18 protein-coding genes are annotated in these 20,520 nt (G+C 63.4%); 1 reads left to right on the top strand and 17 read right to left on the bottom strand.

The window, feature by feature from the left end:
• From LB529_RS08590 to LB529_RS08540, 11 genes are all read right to left on the bottom strand, one after another.
• A complete protein-coding gene (locus LB529_RS08590) occupies positions 1–918 on the bottom strand; it encodes an endonuclease/exonuclease/phosphatase family protein (RefSeq protein ID WP_224710820.1) in 918 nt (305 codons plus the stop codon).
• Positions 919–1,026: 108 nt separating this feature from the next.
• A complete protein-coding gene (locus tag LB529_RS08585; protein WP_224710819.1) occupies positions 1,027–2,580 on the bottom strand; it encodes a cation:proton antiporter in 1,554 nt (517 codons plus the stop codon).
• A 176-nt stretch (positions 2,581–2,756) separates the two neighbouring features.
• Positions 2,757–3,821, bottom strand: coding sequence for an ABC transporter ATP-binding protein (locus tag LB529_RS08580; RefSeq protein ID WP_224710818.1), 1,065 nt, complete (start codon positions 3,819–3,821; stop codon positions 2,757–2,759).
• Between the two features lie 16 nt (positions 3,822–3,837).
• On the bottom strand, positions 3,838–4,629 hold the full coding sequence (locus LB529_RS08575; protein WP_224710817.1) for an ABC transporter permease: 792 nt from the start codon (positions 4,627–4,629) through the stop codon (positions 3,838–3,840).
• On the bottom strand, positions 4,626–5,543 hold the full coding sequence (locus tag LB529_RS08570) for an ABC transporter permease (protein WP_095766295.1): 918 nt from the start codon (positions 5,541–5,543) through the stop codon (positions 4,626–4,628). The genes LB529_RS08575 and LB529_RS08570 overlap by 4 nt, the downstream gene beginning before the upstream one ends.
• Positions 5,544–5,607: 64 nt before the next feature.
• Positions 5,608–6,714, bottom strand: coding sequence for an ABC transporter substrate-binding protein (locus LB529_RS08565; protein WP_095766294.1), 1,107 nt, complete (start codon positions 6,712–6,714; stop codon positions 5,608–5,610).
• 246 nt (positions 6,715–6,960) lie between these two features.
• Positions 6,961–8,133: an iron-containing alcohol dehydrogenase gene (locus LB529_RS08560; protein WP_224710816.1), complete on the bottom strand. Its 1,173-nt coding sequence runs from the start codon at positions 8,131–8,133 to the stop codon at positions 6,961–6,963.
• Between the two features lie 18 nt (positions 8,134–8,151).
• Positions 8,152–9,540 carry an aldehyde dehydrogenase family protein gene (locus tag LB529_RS08555; protein WP_224603305.1) on the bottom strand — a complete coding sequence of 463 codons (1,389 nt, stop codon included), beginning with the start codon at positions 9,538–9,540 and terminating at the stop codon, positions 8,152–8,154.
• A gap of 188 nt (positions 9,541–9,728) precedes the next feature.
• Positions 9,729–11,099 carry a glutamine synthetase family protein gene (locus LB529_RS08550; RefSeq protein WP_224710815.1) on the bottom strand — a complete coding sequence of 457 codons (1,371 nt, stop codon included), beginning with the start codon at positions 11,097–11,099 and terminating at the stop codon, positions 9,729–9,731.
• Between the two features lie 88 nt (positions 11,100–11,187).
• The gene (locus LB529_RS08545; protein WP_095766291.1) at positions 11,188–12,723 is read right to left on the bottom strand and encodes an amino acid permease; all 1,536 of its coding nucleotides are present in this window, start codon (positions 12,721–12,723) and stop codon (positions 11,188–11,190) included.
• A gap of 23 nt (positions 12,724–12,746) precedes the next feature.
• A complete protein-coding gene (locus LB529_RS08540) occupies positions 12,747–13,565 on the bottom strand; it encodes an N-formylglutamate amidohydrolase (RefSeq protein WP_224603303.1) in 819 nt (272 codons plus the stop codon).
• A 146-nt stretch (positions 13,566–13,711) separates the two neighbouring features.
• Between LB529_RS08540 and LB529_RS08535 the strand changes: the two genes are divergently transcribed.
• Positions 13,712–14,536 carry a MurR/RpiR family transcriptional regulator gene (locus LB529_RS08535; protein ID WP_224603301.1) on the top strand — a complete coding sequence of 275 codons (825 nt, stop codon included), beginning with the start codon at positions 13,712–13,714 and terminating at the stop codon, positions 14,534–14,536.
• Between the two features lie 83 nt (positions 14,537–14,619).
• Here the strand turns inward: LB529_RS08535 and LB529_RS08530 are convergent, their stop codons facing one another.
• The 6 genes from LB529_RS08530 to LB529_RS08505 form a co-directional block, all read right to left on the bottom strand.
• Positions 14,620–15,027 carry a GtrA family protein gene (locus LB529_RS08530; RefSeq protein WP_224603299.1) on the bottom strand — a complete coding sequence of 136 codons (408 nt, stop codon included), beginning with the start codon at positions 15,025–15,027 and terminating at the stop codon, positions 14,620–14,622.
• Positions 15,024–15,842, bottom strand: a complete 819-nt coding sequence (locus tag LB529_RS08525; RefSeq protein ID WP_224603297.1) for a ChbG/HpnK family deacetylase — start codon at positions 15,840–15,842, stop codon at positions 15,024–15,026. Before LB529_RS08525 ends, LB529_RS08530 begins: the two co-directional genes overlap by 4 nt.
• Positions 15,839–16,807, bottom strand: coding sequence for a glycosyltransferase family 2 protein (locus LB529_RS08520; protein ID WP_224524059.1), 969 nt, complete (start codon positions 16,805–16,807; stop codon positions 15,839–15,841). The genes LB529_RS08525 and LB529_RS08520 overlap by 4 nt, the downstream gene beginning before the upstream one ends.
• Complete coding sequence (locus tag LB529_RS08515; RefSeq protein WP_224710814.1) at positions 16,800–17,966, bottom strand: glycosyltransferase 87 family protein; 1,167 nt, start codon at positions 17,964–17,966, stop codon at positions 16,800–16,802. Before LB529_RS08515 ends, LB529_RS08520 begins: the two co-directional genes overlap by 8 nt.
• Positions 17,967–18,193: 227 nt before the next feature.
• Positions 18,194–19,231 carry a zinc-binding dehydrogenase gene (locus tag LB529_RS08510; RefSeq protein WP_224603290.1) on the bottom strand — a complete coding sequence of 346 codons (1,038 nt, stop codon included), beginning with the start codon at positions 19,229–19,231 and terminating at the stop codon, positions 18,194–18,196.
• Positions 19,232–19,236: 5 nt separating this feature from the next.
• A complete protein-coding gene (locus LB529_RS08505; RefSeq protein WP_224603288.1) occupies positions 19,237–20,478 on the bottom strand; it encodes an acyl-CoA dehydrogenase family protein in 1,242 nt (413 codons plus the stop codon).
• Between the last annotated feature and the right edge of the window lie 42 nt (positions 20,479–20,520).

Here is a 20,520-nt window from a genome sequence, read left to right as displayed (position 1 = left end):
TCACCTGCCCGCCAGGCCTGACGCGATGCCCGGCATTTCCAGATCGATATCGATCCTGAGCGGGAAATGGTCGGAACTCACCTCGCCGATATCGGCGCTCACAGAACGCACCCGGTCGGCCAGCATGCCGCCGACGAAGCAATGATCGAGCCGTCGTTTCGCCAGCCTGCCGTCGATGATCTTTTCGTGCGTATGGAAGTCCGGCCCCGACCCGCTGGCGAAGGCCGCGGCATCGACGAATCCGTCGATATAGGCAGCGCCGCGATGGTAGGGCGTATTGCCGACGATGCGCCGGTATTCGGCGCTGCCCGGCTCCATGTTGAAGTCGCCCAGCCAGATCGCCGCCAACGGGTTTTCCGGTTCCGGCTGGCCGTTCGACCAGTTGCGCTGCGGCTCGTCGTCGACGCCGCTCCAGGGGCCGCCGTCGGACGGCGCGCGGCGATGTTCGGCAAGCAGGTAGTCGATCTGCTCCAGCCGCTCTTCAGCCGCGATATGCGCCAGATGCAACGAAAGCACCCGCAACGGTCCCGCCGGCGTGCGGATCATGCATTCGAGCGCCGCATTGCGGGTGTTGAGCGGCCTCAGCGTCCGCCGCTGCGGCAAAGTGTGCAGCCGCGACCAGACGATCGGCAGCTTCGACAGCACCATCGTGCCGAATTGCCGCCGGCGGTTGACGACGCGGCCATCACGCTTCTCGCTGGCATCCATGTCGAAGGCCGGGCCGTAAGCCCAGTAATAGCCGGGCAGCAAGCTGGACAGGATCTCGGGCTGGTCGTCCTCGTTGCTGCGTTGCCAATGCCGCTCCACCTCCTGCAGCGAGACGATGTCGGCGCCGTCCACCAGCCTGGCGCAGCGGCTGAGATCGTAGCGCCCGTCGCTGCCGTAGCCATACTGGATATTGTAGCTGATCAGCTTCATTGATTAACCGGCTCACTTCTGGTGATCGCAGTAACGCCCCGCCCCTTGCGTTGCAATGGACCGGCGGGGCAAGCGGAATAGTCCAGTGCAAATCGGCGAACCGGCGCTCTAATAAGTCGTCAGCGGCTGGAAGCTTCCGGCGGGCGACGCGGCAAGTTCCGACCAGTCGATCTCCTCCTCCAGCCGGTGATAGGCTTCGTCGCCAATCGTGCCGTTGCTGCGCAGTTCCTCCAGCGTGTCGCGCTGCCGCTTGATGGCGTAGAGGCGCAACCGGTCGTATTCCGTCGCGGCCTGCGCGTCGTCGGGATTTTCGGCGATCCGCCGCTGCGCCTCGTACTGCTCGCGCACGACGGCGGCAGCCGACGAGGTCTTGCGGCTCAGCACATCGAGCGCGGCCTGCATGATGGCGACGCGCGCTTCGGCCACCTCGCGATCGATCGTCGTATCGCGCGGGAAATTGAGCCAGCGCAGCAGAACCTTCAGGCTCATGCCTTGCAGCACCAGCGTGCCGAGCACGACCGCGAAAGCGGCAAGCACAATCGGGTCACGCCCAGGAAAGCCGGCCGGCAAGGCAATGGCGGCGACCAGCGTCACCAGCCCGCGCATGCCGCACCAGCCGACAAGCGCGGCACCGGCAAATGTCGGCGCATCCTGCTTTTCTTCCTCGCTGTCGTTGCGGGCAAACCATCGGATGATCGCGACATACCCCGCCACCCAGACGAGGCGCGCCACGATGACGACGGTAAGAACCGTCGCGGCGAAGACGAATGCCTTGCCCTGCCCATCGTCGGCCAGCCGGCCGATGATCGACCGTGCCTGCAGGCCCATCAACACGAACGCCAGCACATTGAGCACGAACACCGCCGATTCCCAGACCGAATAGGCGCTGACGCGGCGTCTGGCCGACATGCGGCGCGGCGTGGTGCGCGCGATGGTGATGGCATAGACGACGATGGTGATGATGGCGGAGAGGCCGAGCTTGTCGGCAATGATCCAGACGGCGAAGGTTCCGGCGAACTGCACCACGGTGCTGCTTGCCGCGTCCTCGATGCGTGTCAGCGTGAGCCGCGACACTCGGCCGAACAGATAGCCGGTGATAACGCTGCCGACCGTTGCAAGCAGGATGACGGGCACTGCGTCTTTGAGCATGAGTGTGCCGATGGCGGCTGAAACCGATATCCGGTAGATCAGCAGCGCCGTGGCATCATTGAGCAGGCTCTCGCCCTGCAGGATCGCAGTCAGACGGTGCGGCACCTTGAACTGATTGAGCACCGCGCTTGCGGCGACTGCGTCCGGCGGCGCGACGATGGCGCCGAGCGCGATCGCCGCCGCGATCGGCAGGCCGGCCATCTTCCAGCCGACAAAGGCAACGACCGCCGCGGTGAAGACGACCGCGCCAAGCGCCAGCAGGGCAAGCGACAGCCGGTAGCGCTTCAGGTCGCGCAACGAGGTGTCATAGGCGGCATCGAGCAGCACCGGCGCGATGAACAGCGCCAGCGCCAGTTCCGGATCGATCTCGATCACCGGCGCGCCCGGCACGAAGGCAAGCCCAACGCCGGCAAGCGCCAGCAGCGACGGGTAGGGTACCTCCAGCCATCGCGATACCGCCGTCAGCGCGACGGCGATGAGCAGCAGGACAAGGGTGAGTTCGAACAGCGCCATGGCTCATCGTAGCGGCGAAGCGCGAAGCTTGTCAGTACCCTGAGACAGGATACTGTTGATTTATCCGGCAAACCCGCGCCGCTTCATAGGGGTGCTCGCAGGACATGCCGATGACGGCCGTATATCACCGAGAACCGTCTGGCATGTCTTATCGGCATCAGGACGGGCCAGAGCCGTCAATGCAGAACCAGCATATCGCCCGATGAGAAGGAGATGTCCGCCTTGTCGCCTACGACAGGCGGCGGCGTCGTGGAGTTGTTGAAGGTATCGAGCGACACCGTCTTGCCGCCGATACCGACGCGCACGCGGATGACTGAGCCAAGGAAATGCACTTCGGCGATTTCGCCCGACAGGCTGGTGTCGTGGCCGGGCTGGCGCCCCAGCGAGATGGCTTCAGGCCGCAGCGCCAGCGACAGCGTGTCGCCTGACTTCGAACCGTTGAGCTTGCCTTTCAGCGAGACTTCCTGCGAGTTGACTTGCACCTTGCCGGAAGCGGCATCGGTGACCTTGCCCTCCAGCACGTTGAGCGTGCCGACGAAATTGGCGACGAATTTGGTCGCCGGCCGGTTGTAGATCTCGAACGGCGTGCCGACCTGCTCGGCCCTGCCGCCATACATCACCGCGATGCGGTCGGAGATCGACAGCGCCTCTTCCTGGTCATGCGTGACGAAGATGGTGGTGATGCCGAGCTTCTTCTGGATCGAGCGGATTTCCTCGCGCAGCGACACGCGCACCTTGGCGTCGAGCGCCGACAGCGGCTCGTCGAGCAGAAGCAGCTTCGGCTTCGGCGCAATCGCCCGCGCGAGCGCGATGCGCTGCTGCTGGCCGCCGGAAAGCTGGTAGGGATAGCGGTCGGCCATCTGCGGCAGCTTGATGATATCGAGCATCTCGGCGACCCGCCTGTCGGCATCGGCCTTCGGCATGCCACCGACCTTCAACCCGAAGGCGATGTTCTGCGCCACCGTCAGGTTCGGGAACAGCGCGTAGGCCTGGAACACCATGCCGACATTGCGCTGATTGGGCTTCAGCCTGGTTATGTCCTTGCTGCCGACGACGATCTTGCCGGCCGAGGGCTCCTCGAAGCCGGCGACCATACGCAACACCGTGGTTTTGCCGCAGCCGGACGGCCCCAGGAAGGAGACGAATTCGCCCGGCTCGACGTCGAGATTGAAGTCCTCCACCACGGTGGTGGCACCGAAGGATTTTCGAACGTGCTGGATGGAGAGGAATGGGTCGGCCATGGCGTGGTTCTCTCGATCAATTTGGGCGGTTCGCCGATTTCGGCGCGAAGCGGGACAGGATCTGGATCAGCGACATGCAGCCCCAGGTGATGGCGAAGGCGATGATCGCAAGTGCAGCCGGCTCATAGGCACGATTGGCGCCGATATTCTGCAGGTAAGGGCCGAATGCCGGCCGATTGAGCAGGCTTGCCATGGTGAATTCGCCGATGACGATGGCGAAGGTCAGGAAGGCACCCGACAGCACCGCGATCAGCACATTGGGCAGGATGACGCGGGTGATGATCGTGCCCCAGCCGGCGCCGAGGATTTGGGCTGCTTCCGTCAGCGTTCTGACATCGATGGTACGAAGGCCGGTGTCGACGGCGCGGTACATGTAGGGTAGCGCCAGCGTCGCATAGCCGATCACCAGCAAGGCGCTGGCGCCGAGATCGCTGGCCAGGAACGGCAGCGGCGAATTCGAGCCGTACATACGGATATAGCCGAAGACGATGACGATCGCCGGAATGACCAGCGGCAGCAGCGTGATGAATTCGACGACCGGCCTGATTTGAGGCAAACGGAGACGGATCCAGTAGGCGGCCGGCACCACGATCAGCACGCCGAGAATGATGGTGAAGATGGCGGCGACCACCGAATACAGGAACGTCGCTTGGAAGCGCGGATCGCCGAGCACGACTTGATAGGCGTCGAAGGAATGGACGCCGCGCCGCATGCGCAGCGAAAACTCGAACGTTGCCAGCAGCGGGATGAAGAAATAGGCCGTGCCTATACCGAAGACGATCCAGGCCCAGAATTTGCCCGACTTCATTTCAGCCACCTCTCGGAACGGGTCCGGAACCAGATGTAGAAGACATTCGCCAATCCGGTGATGACGATCATGCCGAAGGCGATCGCGTAGCCGAGTTGCGGGTTGTGCAGCACGTCGCCGTTGATCTGCGAATAGAGCTTGATGGGAACGATGTTGAGCTGCGGGCCGGCGAACGCATAGGCCGTTGCGATGGCGCCGAAGGCGTTGGCGAACAGAAGGATAACGGTGCCGAGGAAACTCGGAAACAGCACCGGTATCACCACCATGCGCCAGTACTGCCACTGGGTGGCGCCAAGCGTGGCGGCCGCCTCGTTCCATTCCTTCTTCAAGCCGTCGATCGCCGGCACGATGATCACCACCATCAGCGGGATCTGAAAGAAGAGATAGACGACGATCAGCCCCCACGTGGTCAGGAAATTGAACCCCAGGGCATAGATGTTGAGGTTGAATATGTCGCGCAGCAGCACCGTCACGATGCCGACGCGGCCGAGCGTTGCGATGAACGCAAAGGCAAGCGGCAAGCCGGCAAAATTCGAGGCGACGCCCGAGAAGGTCAGCGTCGCGGAGCGAACCCAGCTGGGCAGGCCGCCGCGCACGATGGCCACGGCAATCGCCAGTCCGGCAAAAGCGCCGACGATGGCCGACCAGAAGCTGATCTTGATCGAAACCCAATAGGAATTGGCGATCGAAGGATCGCTGACCAACTGCAGGACGTTGTCGAGCGTGAACCCGCCTTCCCCGGTCTGAAACGCGCCGATGACGAGATACAGCGTCGGCATGATCAGGAACATCAGGGCGAAGACGAAGAACGGCGCCACGCCGATCCATTGCGTCGGCAGGCGAAAAGCAGTCGCTTCGGTCGGCGGCGCGGGCTTGGTGGCAATAGACTGATTTGAAAGCGATAGATCGGTCATGTGCCCGGCACCGTCTTCGAGGGAAAGCCGGGCGGCCAGGCGGCCGCCCGGTGCATTTCAAGTCTTACTTGACGTTGGCGCCGACAGTGGCGTCCCAGTTCTTGCTGATGGCTTCCTTGGCCTTGCCCTGCTCGTCGAGCGTCGGGAAAGCCGCCGAGGCATAGGACTCAGCCGGCGGCAGCTTGGCCAGCACGTCCGCCGGGATCTTGCCGTTCTTGGCGAGATCGTTGAAGCGGATCGGGTGGCAATAGCCCTTCAGCCAGCCGATCTGGCCTTCGTCGGAATAGAGGTATTCCATCCACAGCTTCGCGGCATTCGGATGCGGCGCGAAGGCGCTGATCGCCTGCACATAGACGCCGGCGACGACGCCGGTCTTCGGCACGATCACGTCGACGGGCGGGTTGCCCTTCAGCGTGTCGCGGCCGGCGAGCGCGTTGTAGTCCCAGTTGATCAGGATCGGCGTCTGGCCCTGGGCCAGCGTCGCCGGCTTGCCGACGACCGGAACGAAGTTGCCGGCGGCGTTGAGCTTCTTGAAGAACTCGAGGCCGGCTTTCCCGGCAGCTTCGCCAGCGGCGGCACCCGACGACAGGCCGGAGGCATAGACCGCCTGGATGGCCTGGTTCGACGCGCGCGGGTCACCGGCGAGCGCGACCGAATTGGCGAATTCCGGCTTCTGCAGGTCGGCCCAGTCGGTCGGCGATTCCTTGACCAGGTCCTTGTTCACCATGAACGACAGCACGCCGTAATAATCGCCATACCAGGCACCATCGGCATCCTTGGCGCTGTCCGGGATCGAGTCCCAGGTCGACACCTTGTAAGGCATCAGCAGGCCGTCGGCCTTGGCGGTCGGGCCGAAGGACAGGCCGACGTCGATGACGTCGGGCGCCTGCGGGCCCTTGTTGTCCTTGTTGGCCTTGATCGCCTCGACCTCGTCGCCCGAGCCGGCGTCGGGATTGAGCTCGTTGATGGTGATCCCCGGATACTTAGCCTTGAAACCGTCGATCACTGCCCCGTAGCCACACCAGTCATGCGGAAGCGCGATGGTGGTGAGCTGGCCTTCAGCCTTCGCGGCCTTGACGAGATCGTCCAGCGAATCCGCGGACGAAATCACCGTCGACGCAAAGAGCGCCGCGGCCGAGAGGGAAAGCACTTTCCCCGTGAACTTGAACATGTGTTCTCTCCGTTGAACTGGCGCGTTTAGGCGCCTGCAATGCGGGTATCGTTTTCGTGTGACAGCCGGATGAAGGCTTTTTGAAACCCGATCCCCGCGGCGAAAAAAGTTAACTCTTTTTAACGGACTGTAGCAATTAGCCCGCGCTTAATTTTCCGGCTAATGGTTATTCACCTTGCCCTTTGCCCTCTCCCTTCCCCTTTGGAACGCCTCTTCAGTCAACTCTTCGGCATTGAAAGCCGGCTCTCAGACGGAGCCGGCGATCGCATTTTCGAGCAGCGTCAGCGCCGCCTTCTTGGTGAGCTTGACCGGGTTGCCGCCGGCCGTAGGATCGACCACCGCCATGTCGGCGATCAGCGTCTTGCGCTTCTTGTCCATGTCGAGGCCCTTGATCAGGCCGGGCAACGTATGCGGCACCTTGAGTTCCTTGCGCAGCTTGACGATCGCCTTGGCGAAGCCGTCGAAGCCGCCCTTGATGCCGCAATAGGCGGCGAGCCTGGCGATACGCTCGTCGATCGCCTCGCGGTTGAAGGCCAGCACATAAGGCATGAACACGGCATTGGTCATGCCGTGATGAGTGTCGTAGAGCGCGCCGATCGGATGCGACAGCGAATGGATGGCGCCCAGCCCCTTCTGGAAGGCGGCAGCGCCCATGGCGGCGGCGCTCATCATATGGGCGCGGGCAACCAGATCCTTGCCGTTGACGAAAGCCTTGGGCAGGTTCTCGAACACCAGCCGGATACCTTCCACCGCGATGCCGTCGGCCATCGGGTGATAGCCCGGCGCGCAATAGGCCTCGAGACAATGTGCAAGCGCATCCATGCCGGTGCCGGCGGTGATGAAGGCCGGCATGCCGACCGACAGCTCCGGATCGGCAATGACGATCGCCGGCAAAAGCTTCGGATGGAAGATGACCTTCTTGGTGTGGGTCTCCTCATTGGTGATGACGCCGGCGCGGCCGACCTCGGAGCCGGTTCCCGCCGTGGTCGGTACCGCGATGATCGGCGCGATCGCGTCCGAGTTGGCCCTGGTCCACCAGTCACCGACATCCTCGAAATCCCATACCGGGCGCGTTTGCCCGGCCTGGAAGGCGATCAGCTTGCCGAGGTCGAGCGCCGAGCCGCCGCCGAAGGCGATGACGCCGTCATGCCTGCCCTTCTTGAACACGGCGATGCCTGCAGTGAGGTTGGACTCGACCGGGTTCGGCTTCACCTCCGAAAACACGCCATAGGGAACCTTGGCGTCGTCGAGGATCTTCAGCGTCGAGGCGACGACCGGCAGCTTCGCCAGGCCCGGGTCGGTGACGAAGAGCGGGCGCTTGATGCCCGCGGCAGCCAGCACGTCCGGCAGTTCCTTGATACGCCCGGCGCCGAAACGGACGGTGGTGGGGTAGTTCCATTTGGAGATCAGCTTGGACATGTCTTGTCTTTCAAAAAGTCAGATTGCTTCGCGCAGGTGATAGGATTTCGGCCGGGTCAGATTGTCATAGCCGATGGCCGAGAGTGCGGCGCCCTTGCCGGTGTCCTTGACGCCGGTCCAGACCAGCGCCGGGTCGAGATAGTCGCAGCGGTTCATGAACACCGTGCCGGTCTCGACGCGGTCGCCGATGGCCACCGCGCGCTCCGTGTCGCGCGTCCAGATCGACGCCGTCAGTCCGTAGGGGCTGTCGTTCATCAGCGCGATCGCTTCCTCGTCATTGCGCACCTTCATGATGCCGACGATCGGCCCGAAACTTTCCTCGCGCATGACGCTCATCTGGTGGTCGACCCCGGTCAGCACTTCCGGCGCCAGATAGGGCGAGCCTGGCCTGTCGTTCTCGACCTTCATGCCGATATGGGCCTTGGCGCCCTTGCGCAGCGCCTCGGCCTTTTGCTCGCGGATCAGGTCGGCGAAGCGTGGCTGCGCCATCGGCCCCATGGTCGTCGCCTGCTCCAGCGGATTGCCGACGACATAATTCCTGGTCTCGGCGACAAAACCCTCGATGAACGCGTCATAGACCTTCTCGTGCACATAGACGCGCTCGATGCCGCAGCAGCACTGGCCGGAATTGAAGAAAGCGCCGTCGACCAGATTGGCGACCGCATGATCCATCTTAGCGTCGGGCAGCACATAGGCGGGGTCCTTGCCGCCGAGCTCGAGGCCGAGCGTCATGAAGGTGCCGGCCGCGGCCTTCTCGATGGCGCGGCCGCCGCCGACCGAGCCGGTGAAATTGACATGATCGATCTTGCCGGAGCCGAGCAGCTTCTCGGTCTGGGCGTGGTTCATGACCAGGTTCTGGAAGAGCCCCTTTGGCAGGCCGGCCTTGTCGAAAGCCTGCTGGAAGCGCTCGCCGACCAGCAGCGTCTGCGCGGCATGCTTGAGGATAACGGCACTGCCCGCCATCAATGCCGGCACGATCGTGTTGACCGCGGTGAGATACGGATAGTTCCAAGGCGCGATCACCAGCACGACCCCGAGCGGCACCTTCTTCACATAGCGGCGGAAGCCGTCCTTCGGGTTGGAGGCCAGCACCGGCTTCAGCGCGGCTTCGGCGATCTCGACCATGTAGTTGGTGCGTTCCTTGACGCCGCCGAACTCGCCGCCATAGCGTACCGGCCGGCCCATCTGCCAGGCGATCTCGGGCACGATCTCGTCGGTCATCGCAACCAGGGCTTCCAGCATCGCCAACATGTATTTGCCGCGCTCGACGACCGGCGTCTCGGCCCATTTTTCTTGCGCCGCCCTGGCGCGCTCGACCGCCGCGTTGATCGCCTGATCGTTCGCGACCGGCCGCTCGGCATAGATCGATCCGTCGATGGGGGATTTGAGTTTGACCGTTTCGGTCATTTCTTCCTCGCAGTTTTACAACAATCGAAAATCACTTGGCTTGGCGCCGCCCCTCATCCGCCTGCCGGCACCTTCTCCCCGTATAGTAACGGGGAGAAGGGAGAAGCTCCTGCGCGGGCGACCCCCTCTCCCCGTTCTTCACGGGGGAAGGGTAAGGGTGAGGGCGGCGCCGACCCTAACCCAGCCCCCTAGTACCTCTCAAAGCCCCTGTGCAGCTCCCAATCCGTGATGCGGCGGTCATATTCGAACTGCTCCCAGCGGGCGGTGTGCACATAGTGCTCGATCACGTCGTCGCCGAAGGCCTGCTTCAGCATCTTCGACTTCGAAAGTGTCTCGGTGGCGTCGCGCAGCGTCTTCGGGATCTCGGGCAGACGCGAGGCCTGATAGGCGTCGCCGACGAACGGCTTCTGCAGCTCCAGCTTCTCGTCGATGCCGGCAAGGCCGGACGCGATCAGGGCGGCGAAGGCGAGATACGGATTGAGATCGGCGCCGCCGATGCGGCATTCCATGCGGATGCCCTTGGTGCCCTCGCCGCACAGCCGGAAGCCGGCGGTGCGGTTGTCCTCGCTCCACATGATCTTGGTCGGCGCGAAGGTGCCGGCCTGGAAGCGCTTATAGGAATTGATGTAGGGCGCCAGGAACCAGGTGAATTCCTTGGCGTATTTGAGCTGCCCGGCCGCCCATTGTTGGCCGAGGCTCGACAGCGTCCAGTCGGCCGTCTTGTCGAAGAACAGCGGCGTCTTGCCGTCCGCGCTCCACAGCGAATTGTGGATATGGCTGGAATTGCCGGCCAGCCCGTAATTGTACTTGGCCATGAAGGAGATCGCCTTGCCCTCGGAATCGGCGATCTCCTTGGCGCCGTTCTTCAGGATGACGTGGCGGTCGGCCATCTCGAGCGCTTCGGCATAGCGCACATTGATCTCTTCCTGGCCGGGACCCCACTCGCCCTTGGAATTCTCGATCGGAATGCCGGCGGCTTCCATCTCGTTGCGAAGCCGGCGCATGACGCCCTCTTCCCTGCTGGTGATGCCGATCTGGTAGTCGCCGATATAGGGCGAGGCGCTGTCGAGCCCCTGCCAGTGCTTCTTGCGCGCGGAATCGTAGGTTTCGCTGAACAAATAGAATTCGAGCTCGGAGGCGAAATAGCCGATATAGCCGCGCTCCTGCAGGCGCTTGACCTGCTTCTTCAGGATCGCGCGGGGTGAGTGTGCCAAATCCTCATGGTCGTGATGGTCGAGCACGTCGCAGATGACCAGCGCCGTCTTCTCCAGCCAGGGAATGCGCCGCAGCGTCGACAGGTCCGGCTTCATGACGAAGTCGCCATAGCCCTTTGACCAGCTCGCCGCCTTGTAGCCCGGCACCGGCTCCATATCGATGTCGCAGGCCAAGAGATAGTTGCAGCCATGCGTCTCGCCATGCGCGGAATCGACGAAATACTGAGCCAAGAAGCGTTTTCCCGAGAGCCGGCCCTGCATATCGACGATGCAGGCCAGCACCGTGTCGATCTCGCCGTTAGAGACCGCTTTCTTCAACTGATCGATCGAGAAATTCCCGGCCATTCCTTTGGCACTCCAGCGCTTGTCGATTGAAAAGGGAGAAACAAAACCATGGCCGGCGTTGCGCCGGCCATGGCCATGAAGCGAAGTATCAGTGGCCGGTCTCGCCAACCGCCACTTCGGCAGCCGCAATTTCCGCCTGACGGCGAGCAATGTCGGCCCCGATCGGCGGGCCCTTGAACCGCTTGGATTCTATGCCGAACCACAGCACCGCAAGAAGGATGATCAAACCGATGGCATAGTTGATCAAGATATCGAAGGGCGGCTGGATACCCGCGTACATCAAAACCAGAACGCCGAGGATGGTGATGATGGCGAACGGCTTGGACCACACGCCCAGACGGAACGGGCCGAATTCGGTCCAGCTCTTGCCTTCAGCAAGAAGGCCAGCCGCCACCGGCATCGCATAGGACACATAGAGGAACAGGGCACAGCCGGCCGCCAAAGCCGCGAAAGCCGGCGAGTAAAGCGTCGCTGCGACCGAGAGGACGGCTCCGAGCCAGATCGCCGCCACCGGCGTGCGCCATGTCGGGCTGACGGTTTTCCACATGGAGGAGCCGGGCAGCCCGCCATCACGCGCGAAGGCGAATATCATGCGCGAGGTGGAGGTCAGTCCAGCCAGCGCGCAGATGTAGTTTGCTACCACGATCGCGATGGCGATGATGCTCTTCAACCAAAACGGCGCCGGCAGATTATTGAAGAGATTGAACCAGGCGTTCGCGCCGTCCTTGGCAGTCGCCGCCAGATCCGGGCTTGCCAGCACGAAAGAGACGGCCATGACGAAGCCGAAGACCAATGACCAGAGGACCGAATGGATCATGCCGCGCGGCACTGCCACCCGCGCGTTGTGGGTCTCCTCCGAGGTATGGGCGGAGGCGTCAAAACCGGTGATGGTGTATAGTGGATAGAGAAGACCGATCAGGAAGGCGACCAGCGCCGTCCGTGCCGTCGGCACATAGCCGCCACCCGCATCACCCGTGTTGTTGACGAAAGTGGTCAGTCGCGAGAAATCCCAGCTCGCGCCCCAGATCAGGAACATCGCGGTCAACACCACCGCAACGACCAGGATGAGATAGCCTGAAAAGTCGGTCAGCGCGGTGGTCAACTTGATGCCGAAATGGTTGAATAGCGCCTGCGTCACCGTGATGATCACGACCCCGATCACCTGCTCCTGATAACCCCAAGCCGACACATCGTGGCCGAACACGCCGGCCCAAACGAGGTCCTTGAAGAGCGCATAGACGCCGACATTGACCGAAGCGACAACGAAGATCAGCCCAAGCAGGTTGATCCAGGCCGTCGCCCAGCCCCAGCCGCGCCCGCCCAAGATCGACGACCAATGGTAAAGCCCGCCGGCGGTCGGATAGGCCGAACCGATCTGGCCGAGCGAAGCCGCGACCACAAGGGCGAACAGACCGCCTATAACCCAGCCGATGGTCGCTTCGAAACCGCTGCCCGTGGCCATGGCCAGCGGGAACGAGGTGATGCCACCCGCCAGGATGCAAATGATCGAGAAGGAAATGGCAAAGTTGGAGAAGCCGCTCATGCGGCGAGCCAATTCCTGGGCATATCCCATGCTGTGAAGGACTTTTACGTCCTCAGACTTGTCGATTTCTTCAGGTCTCATTTTGGAAGTCCCCTATCTGGTTCTTAGCTGGCCGATTGTACTGACTTTCCCATTGCGCGTTGTCGGGAGCCCCTGGCCTCGTCAGGCTCCAGATTCGAGAATATGCCGGTGAGCAGATCCGCCCATTTCCGCTGCCCGGTCTCGCCGGAGATTTCGTCGTTGCGGATTTCGATCATCGCGCAGGCAAGGCCGCGCGAACGCGCGTGCCGTTCCAGCGTGAAATAGACGCGGTCGGCCGGCGAATAGGGTTCGTTGACGCCGACGGTGACGCCGGAGAGCCGCTGCAGCGCCGATATCAGCGGCGCCGCCAACCGGCGATCCTCGTCATGGATGATGCCGATATGCCATGGCCGGTTCTTGCCCTTATAGACCGGCGTGAAGGAGTGCACCGACACCAGCCGCGTCTCCTGGCCGCGCGCCAGCCGCCCGTCGATGATCTGGGCGATCGTGTCGTGGAACGGGCGCCAGGCAAGGTCGACGCGCGCGGCGCGCTGCTTGTCGGATAGATCTGTGTTCCCAGGGATGGCCGTCGTCTCGCTAATCGGCGGCACGAGGTCCGGCGCGTCGAGCGGCCGGTTGCAATCGACGACGAGCCGCGACACGCGGGTCTCGATCAAGATGGCATTGAGCGCTTCGGCCATGCGGCGAGCGACAGGAAGCGCGCCGGGATCCCAGGCGATGTGGCGCGAAAGATCCTCGGCCGGCAGGCCGAGCGTCCCGAACTCGGCGGGCAGGACGTTGGAAGCGTGGTCGCAGGTGAAGACAAAGGGGCTTGAGCCGCCGGGGTTCGTCACCCTCACGGTTTCAGACGGTGCAAGGCTGGCGGGCCGTGCTCTCTCCATACTGCCGTCCCCTGGGGGCGCTGTATCGAATGTTACGTATTTTGTCTCATTGCGTCCCTATGAATGATTTCATACAGTTTGACCGGCTTTGTCAAACGCGAATTCGGGAAAACGGCGGCGGGGCGGCCAACGGGCGGGGGAAAACCATGATTTCCAGCATTGCCGAACTGATCTCGGACCGCATCGGGACGATGCCGGCCGGCGAGCGCCGCGCCGCCCAGACGCTGATTGCCAACTATCCCTTGACCGGGCTGAAGACAGTCGCCGAATTCTCGGCCGCGGCCGGCGTGTCCTCGCCGACGATCCTGCGCTTCGTGGCCAGGCTCGGCTTCCAGAACTACCCCGAATTCCAGTCGGCGCTGCAGGATGAGCTGGCGGCGCAATTGCAGTCGCCCGCTTCGCGCACGCTCGATCCAAGCTCGGCCGGCGGCGCCATCTCGCCGATGCTCGAGGCAACGCTCGACAACATGCGCGAGACCTTCCGGCACCTCACCGACAGACAGCTGGCGGACATTGCCACGAGACTTGCCGAGCGGCGCGGCAAGACCTTCCTCATCGGCGGCCGTTTCACCGATCCGCTGGCGCGCTACATGGCCGCTCACCTGGCCATCATCCAGCCGGATGTCTATCACCTCGCCGGCCAGGAGAGCATCTGGCGCGACCGGCTGATCGACATGGGCAAGCGCGACGTCCTGGTGATCTTCGATATCCGCCGCTATCAGGAAAGTCTCGTGCGCTTTGCCGAGAAGGCTCACCATCGCGGCGTGCAGATCATTCTCTTCACCGACCAGTGGCTTTCGCCGATCGCCCGCTTCGCCCGACACGTGATCGCCGGACGCACCGCCGTGCCCTCGGCCTGGGATTCGTCCGCCGCACTCTTCGTCGTCGCAGAAACGCTGATCGCCGCCGTGACGAGGCAATTGGAAGCCGCCGGCGCCAAGCGCATGCGCGACCTGGAGAGCTTGCGATAGAGCCGGATGATTTCAGGTCGGACAGACCTGAAATCTGAATCCGTCCCAAAGCCGCCTATATCAACGCGGAGCCGGCCGAGCAGCTACTTTACGATCCTGCCCTCGATCGACCAGCGCGCCGCCAAAAAGTTCAGCACGGCGGCCACCACGACGCCGACGATCTTGGCCGGCCAGACGCCGACAACCCCCGCCAGTACAGCGATCGACAGGCTCGAAACACCGAGCGAAATCAGCGCCCCGAGCGAGACGAAACGCAGGAAGGACCGATGCAGCCGGATGTCCGGGTCCCGCTCGAACGACCAGAAGCGGTTCGCCACGAAGGAGAAGAGCACCGCGACGAACCAGGCACCGACATTGGCGGCCAGAGCCGGCACCACGAGCTTGAGCAGCAGGAAGAATGCGGTGAGATCGATCCCGGTGTTGACCAGCCCGACCAAGGCGAAGCGGACGATCTTGTTGCAGGTCGAACGCCGCGGCTGGCCGGCGCTCATGCTTTGCCGTCCATGACGCGCACTCCGGCCCGTTCGAGGCTGGCGCCGAAATCCTCAGAACTGAGAATCGTGAACTCGACCTCACGCGCGCCCTGCATCGGGTCTCGCGCCCGTAAAATGTCATCGACTTGACCCGGATGACACATGAACACCCCTTGTTCGGGCAATGTGTCGACCGCCGCGCGCAGCGTCGGACCGAATTTTTGCGGCTGCCGCCAGTCATAGATCCCGCAGAGCGGCGTCATCACGTTAAAGCCAGCCCGCTGCATCGACCTGTTGAAGCCCGCGGCCAGCGTGGCGATCGCCGCGATCTTGGCCGCCGCGTCCAGGCCGCCAAGGCTGGGCGCGCCGCGCAGCGCCGGCTTGTGTGCGCTCTCCCCAAACCGGGCGAGCAACCAATTCCGTACCACGGGAAGAAAATGCACGTGCTGGTGCCCGTCGATGTGATCGGGCGGGCCAGTCAGCGCGTCGGTGAAGAGGTCGTACTGGGCGTCGAGCTCGGCATGAATATCCCGCTCGTCGATGCGCCCTCGACGGACCGGCAGCGCAAGAGAGGCAAGCCCAGGCAATTTGCCGTCTGGCGCCAAACTGGACGAGCCGGTTGCGGCGGTCTGATCGGTGAGGGTCAGGTGCAGCCCGATGGCGACCTGTTGACGCAACGGCCTGATGCGCGCCGCCGCCTCTTCCCATTCGGCAAACCCGGTCATGCAACTGGTCCCGGTCAGGCGGCCGCGCTCGATGAGGTCGAGGATCGCGTTCGATACCCCCGGCGCAAGCCCGTAATCATCGGCGATCAGGCGGATCGGCCGGGTCATTTGCCGGGGGCAACCTGCTCGGCGGCATTGCCATGCAGCACGTCGCGCACGATATAGACGGGCCGGTCCTTGCTTTCGCTGAGCGTGACCCAGACATACTCGCCGATCAGGCCGAGCAGCGCCAGGTTGAGGCCTCCAAAAAGCACGACGGCGACCATGATGCTGGGGTAGCCAGGCACGGCGATGCCATAGAACAGCACCTCGAAGAGCACCTTCACGCCATAGGCCAGACCCGCGAATGCCGCGAGCAATCCGATGAGGCTGATGACGCGCAGCGGGATCACGGAAAACGAGGTGAACCCTTCAAGCGAGAACGCGATCAGGTTGAACCTTGTCCATTTCGACGTGCCGCCACCACGGTTTTCCGGCGAATAAAGCACAGCCTTCTGGCGGAAGCCGGCCCAGGCGAACAGACCCTTGTTGAAGCGGCGCTTGTCGCGCACGCTGGTCAAGGCACGCGCCACCGCGCCGCGCATGACACGGAAATCTCCGGCATTCTCGGGAATATCGAAGCGCTGGCTGCTGTTGATCAGCCTGTAGAAGAGCCGCGCCAGCTGGCTGCGCCGCCAGCTCCCCTCGCGCCGGTCGTTCTGCGCGTAGACGACATCGATCTGCGGATGCTCGACCAGCTCGCCGATCATCCTCAGGCTGATATCCATGGAATGCTGGAGGTCCGAGTCCATGATCAGGACCATGTCGCCACGGGAATGATCGAGCCCGGCGAGCACCGCCGCTTCCTTGCCGAAATTACGGCTGAGCCGCACGATCTCCCAGGAGCCGGAGAGCGTGGCCGCGAACGTCTCGGCGCTGCCGTCGCGGCTGCCGTCGTCGACGAGTATCTTGCGGACTGTCATGCCGAAGCGCTCCGCCACGGCCACTTCCAGCTTGTCGAGCAGCCCGACAAACGCGATGGCGGATTCGGCCTCGTCGAAGAACGGCGCGATGATGTCGAGCATCTCAGCCATGCGCGACGGCCCCGGCGGCAGGCGCCTTCTGTCTGTCTTGCGTCCAGAACCAGCCGACGAGCACGCAGCCAATTATGGTGATGCTGATCGGCCGGAACCACGGGTGGAAAAGATCGTGCAGTTGCAGGTCGGCACTGGTCAGTCCGGTGACGAAGAGGAACGCCGCCAAGAACCAGCACATGGCCCCGGTTCCCTTCTCCCGCCAAAGCAGGGCGATTGAGAGGCCGGCAGGCACCGCCACCATGGCGTAAGTGTTCTGCTCGACCCGCGGATTGAAGACGCACATGTAGAATGCCGCGGCGAGGAAGATAGCGAGTCCGCTGATGTTGGCGTCCAGCCTGCGATCGAGCTGGAGCACCAGCCAAAGCGTGAGCAAACCCGCGACGACGCGCACGATCGTCGCGTCAAACTCGGAAATCGGGAGGCCAAATCGCATGAAAGGCGCCGTGAAGTCGGCCGGAACGAAGGGGCCGGTCGGGTCCACCGTCATCGAAGTAAGAAGCCGGAAGAAATCATGATACTGCGCGTTGACGTAGTCGCTCGACGCAAAGCCATAGGGTATCGCGAGCACGACGAGCACCGCCAGCACCAGCACCGGTATCAGCCGGGGACGCAGCGCCCCCGCCAGAAGCAGCATGATGATCGCGGTCGGCTTGGCGATGATCGCAAGCATGGCCCAGAAGAAGCTTTCGGACCGGCGCCCCTCGAGTGTCGACAGTGTAAGGAACCAGCACGCCCCTGTGAGCAGGATCGTCGCCTGGCCATTGCGAAGCGCCGCCAGCGCCACCGGCAAGGCAAGAAAAAGACCCAAGGACAGCAGCCATGTCTGCTCCTGGCCGCCAAGCTTGCGCACCTGACGCATTGCGGCAAAGGTCAGGACGCTGAAGCCCAGCATGTGCCACAAAATATTGCCCAGATACGGCCCGAGCTTCAGCAGGGGAACATAGAGGACGGCGAAGGCGGGAGCGTATAGATACCCCATGGCAACTTCGACCTGATACAGCGGTTGGCGATCCAGAAAAGCTTCACTGCCATGCCTGTAGATATGGACCACCGAACGCGCATCGGGCGACCATAGCGCCAGACCAAGCACAAGCAGAAACGACCCGGCCCAAAGCCAAAGCCCCAAACGGTCGAAAACCGCCTTGGTTACCATCATAGCGCACCCCGCATTCCGACCAGGACGGCTTTCCCATCGCCGCCTGGTTTTTAACCGCCGGCGAGATATCACATCGAATGGAATAAAACATCCGAACGTGGCTGTTACCGGCGCGAGGCAATGACGGCGCGACAGCGGCTTTTTTCCGCCGCTGTCGGGCCGATCACAGCTTTGTGTTCAAGGCTTTGGTCTGGTCTGAACAGCTGCGATCGGGCGCTCGGATTGCCTCACGGCCTGATGAACACCTTTCCATTTGGCTTGGCGAGCTCGGCCGGCAGCCTCGCCATCGCTTCGTCGAGCGGCACGACCGCGGTGACGTCGGTCGACCAGCGTCCATCGGAAAAGCGCTTCTGCGCTTCCAGCACCGCCGGGCCCAGCCTGTCGCGGAACTGGCGCATCCATTCGGCCAGCCAGAACCCTTCGACGCGCTTGTGCTGGAAGATCAGTTGGCCGGGCTCGCGGATCACCGTCGGCTCGGCGTCGAGCCTTCCATAGACGATCCAGCGCGCGCGTTTCGGCATGGCATTGAAGATGGTCGAAGCCAGCGGGCCGGTGACCGCGTCGAGGAAGATGCGCGGCTGCTCGGCCTTCATCGCCTCGCGCAAGACCGCCTCGAAATCCGCCGCTTTCTCGTTGAGCACATGGGCGGCGCCGAGCTCCTTCAGCGGCGGAATCTGCTCGTCGCGACGCACGGTGACGATCGGACGGAAACCTTCCTCCTTCGCTAGGCCGATGATCAGCTTGCTGAGCTGGCTGGCGCCCGCGGTCATGATGAAGGATTTTTCGCCCTCCTCTCTGACGATGTCGAACATGGCCAAGGCCGTCAGCGGATTGACGATCATCGCGGCGCCATCCTCGTCGCGCACGGTGTCGAGAAGCGGAATGCAAGACGCGGCCTCGGCAACCGCATAATCCGCCCAAGCGCCCCAGTTCGACACGCCGGTGGCGAAGGCCACGCGTTTCCCTGCAAGGCTCCTTGCATAGGGATCGTCGCCCGTGGCGACGACGATGCCGACGCCTTCGAAGCCCGCCGGCCGGCCCTTTACCCGCGGCTGGCCGTACTGGCCCTTGATGAAGGCGATGTCGGACGGGTTGACCGAGGCGAGGCTGACCTTGATCAGCGCCTGCGAGGGACCGGGCGCCGGCACCGCGATGCTGCCGGGCTGGAGGTAAGGCTCCATCGCCTCCAGCGCGGCCGCCGAGGGCGTCCTGGTGTAACCGTCGCCGACAAGCAGCAGACCCTGCATTTGCGAAGGAAGCGTCATGGCCGTCAGACCTTTTCCTGCGTGTATTTCTTCAGTTCCGTGCGCGCCACCTGCCGCCGGTGCACCGCGTCCGGCCCGTCGGCCAGCCGCAATGTCCTCAAATGCGTCCACGAGCGGGCGAGCGGCGTGTCCTGGCTGATGCCTTGCGCACCGAACATCTGGACTGCCTCGTCCGTGACCTTCAGCGCGACGCGCGGCGCCACCACCTTGATCTGGCTGATCCAGGGCGCGGCCGCGCGAGCGTCCCCCTGATCGATCATCCAGGCAGCCTTGAGGCATAAGAGCCTCGCCATCTCGATCTCCATCCGGCATTCGGCGATGATGTCGAAATTGGCGCCGAGCTTTGCCAGCGGCTGGCCGAAGGCCTCGCGCCGCACCGAGCGTTGGCACAGCATCTCCAGCGCCATCTCGGCCTGGCCGATCGCGCGCATGCAGTGATGGATGCGGCCAGGCCCCAGCCGCCCCTGCGCGATCTCGAACCCTCTGCCCTCGCCGAGGATCAGGTTCGTCGCCGCCACCCGTACATTGTCGAATCTCAGATGCATATGGCCGTGCGGCGCGTCGTCGTCGCCATAGACCTGCATGGGCCGCAGCTTGGCGATGCCCTTGCTGTCGGAGGGCACCAGGATCATCGAATGCCGGCGATGCTGCGGCTCCTCGTCCGATCCCGTCCTGACCATGACGATATAGATGGCGCAGCGCGGATCTCCCGCTCCGGAAGCCCACCATTTTTCGCCGTTCAGCACATAGTCCTCGCCTTGCCGCTCGCAGCGCATCGAAATGTTGGTGGCGTCCGAGGAAGCGACGTCCGGCTCGGTCATCAGATAGGCCGAGCGTATTTTCCCTTCGAGCAGCGGCTCCAGCCAGTCGCGCTTGTGCGCTTCCGAGCCGTATCGCTCCAGCACCTCCATGTTGCCGGTGTCAGGCGCCGAGCAGTTGAAGGTCTCGGCGCCGAGATGCGCCTTGCCCATCTCCTCCGCCAGATAGGCGTATTCGACGGTGGAAAGGCCGTAGCCGCGCTTGGAATCGGTGAGCCAAAAGTTCCACAGGCCGCGCTCGCGCGCCGTCTTCTTCAAGCCGTCCAGGATTTCCGTCTGCCTAGCGGTATAGGCCCAGCGGTCGCCATTCCTGCCGACTTCGGCGAGGAACTCTTCGCCGAGCGGCGCGATCTCGTCGCGCACCATCGCCGCCACGCGCTGATGGAGCGGCTTCAGCCGCTCGGTCATGCCGAGATTCATGTCCGCCATCGCTTCCGGCCTTTCCGAAGATAAACCTTTACCCGTGGCAAG

This window comes from Mesorhizobium sp. CA5, assembly GCF_020165105.1.
Taxonomy (GTDB): Bacteria; Pseudomonadota; Alphaproteobacteria; order Rhizobiales; family Rhizobiaceae; genus Mesorhizobium.
The sequence above is the reverse complement of the archived record's forward strand: the minus strand, read 5'-3'. Positions and strand labels throughout refer to the sequence as shown.

Excerpts from the sequence above, each read along its gene's own strand:
- LB529_RS08590 (WP_224710820.1), bottom strand. The coding sequence starts at position 918 with ATGAAGCTGATCAGCTACAATATCCAGTATGGCTACGGCAGCGACGGG.
- LB529_RS08585 (WP_224710819.1), bottom strand. The coding sequence starts at position 2,580 with ATGGCGCTGTTCGAACTCACCCTTGTCCTGCTGCTCATCGCCGTCGCG.
- LB529_RS08580 (WP_224710818.1), bottom strand. The coding sequence starts at position 3,821 with ATGGCCGACCCATTCCTCTCCATCCAGCACGTTCGAAAATCCTTCGGT.
- LB529_RS08575 (WP_224710817.1), bottom strand. The coding sequence starts at position 4,629 with ATGAAGTCGGGCAAATTCTGGGCCTGGATCGTCTTCGGTATAGGCACG.
- LB529_RS08570 (WP_095766295.1), bottom strand. The coding sequence starts at position 5,543 with ATGACCGATCTATCGCTTTCAAATCAGTCTATTGCCACCAAGCCCGCG.
- LB529_RS08565 (WP_095766294.1), bottom strand. The coding sequence starts at position 6,714 with ATGTTCAAGTTCACGGGGAAAGTGCTTTCCCTCTCGGCCGCGGCGCTC.
- LB529_RS08560 (WP_224710816.1), bottom strand. The coding sequence starts at position 8,133 with ATGTCCAAGCTGATCTCCAAATGGAACTACCCCACCACCGTCCGTTTC.
- LB529_RS08555 (WP_224603305.1), bottom strand. The coding sequence starts at position 9,540 with ATGACCGAAACGGTCAAACTCAAATCCCCCATCGACGGATCGATCTAT.
- LB529_RS08550 (WP_224710815.1), bottom strand. The coding sequence starts at position 11,099 with ATGGCCGGGAATTTCTCGATCGATCAGTTGAAGAAAGCGGTCTCTAAC.
- LB529_RS08545 (WP_095766291.1), bottom strand. The coding sequence starts at position 12,723 with ATGAGACCTGAAGAAATCGACAAGTCTGAGGACGTAAAAGTCCTTCAC.
- LB529_RS08540 (WP_224603303.1), bottom strand. The coding sequence starts at position 13,565 with ATGGAGAGAGCACGGCCCGCCAGCCTTGCACCGTCTGAAACCGTGAGG.
- LB529_RS08535 (WP_224603301.1), top strand. The coding sequence starts at position 13,712 with ATGATTTCCAGCATTGCCGAACTGATCTCGGACCGCATCGGGACGATG.
- LB529_RS08530 (WP_224603299.1), bottom strand. The coding sequence starts at position 15,027 with ATGAGCGCCGGCCAGCCGCGGCGTTCGACCTGCAACAAGATCGTCCGC.
- LB529_RS08525 (WP_224603297.1), bottom strand. The coding sequence starts at position 15,842 with ATGACCCGGCCGATCCGCCTGATCGCCGATGATTACGGGCTTGCGCCG.
- LB529_RS08520 (WP_224524059.1), bottom strand. The coding sequence starts at position 16,807 with ATGGCTGAGATGCTCGACATCATCGCGCCGTTCTTCGACGAGGCCGAA.
- LB529_RS08515 (WP_224710814.1), bottom strand. The coding sequence starts at position 17,966 with ATGATGGTAACCAAGGCGGTTTTCGACCGTTTGGGGCTTTGGCTTTGG.
- LB529_RS08510 (WP_224603290.1), bottom strand. The coding sequence starts at position 19,231 with ATGACGCTTCCTTCGCAAATGCAGGGTCTGCTGCTTGTCGGCGACGGT.
- LB529_RS08505 (WP_224603288.1), bottom strand. The coding sequence starts at position 20,478 with ATGGCGGACATGAATCTCGGCATGACCGAGCGGCTGAAGCCGCTCCAT.